The organism is Pseudoneobacillus rhizolycopersici (genome assembly GCF_054786815.1).
Genome location: NZ_JBTOOE010000254.1, coordinates 1 through 229, shown reverse-complemented (window position 1 = coordinate 229; position 229 = coordinate 1). Strand labels below are relative to the sequence as shown.

Annotated in this window: 1 protein-coding gene; it reads left to right on the top strand. The window is 48.0% G+C overall.

Annotated features, from left to right (window positions below; genetic code table 11):
- The first annotated feature begins 4 nt into the window (after positions 1–4).
- The gene (locus ACX9YW_RS23640) at positions 5–151 is read left to right on the top strand and encodes a ribbon-helix-helix domain-containing protein (protein WP_004723262.1); all 147 of its coding nucleotides are present in this window, start codon (positions 5–7) and stop codon (positions 149–151) included.
- Positions 152–229 lie beyond the last annotated feature (78 nt).

Here is a 229-nt window from a genome sequence, read left to right as displayed (position 1 = left end):
AGTTATGCGTTCTGCGCTGCGATTGCTGGAGCAACAGGAAACAAACGATGAAGTTATTCGTCAGGCTGTTATTGCTGGGCTGGAAAGCGGTGAAAGCTCGCTATCACTGCGGGATATTGCAGCACAAAGAAAACTGAGACATCGTGTATAAACTCACTGAACGGGCAGCAGACGACTTCGCCGGGATTTATGACTATACGCTCTTGAAATTTGGTGAAGCTCAGGCAGA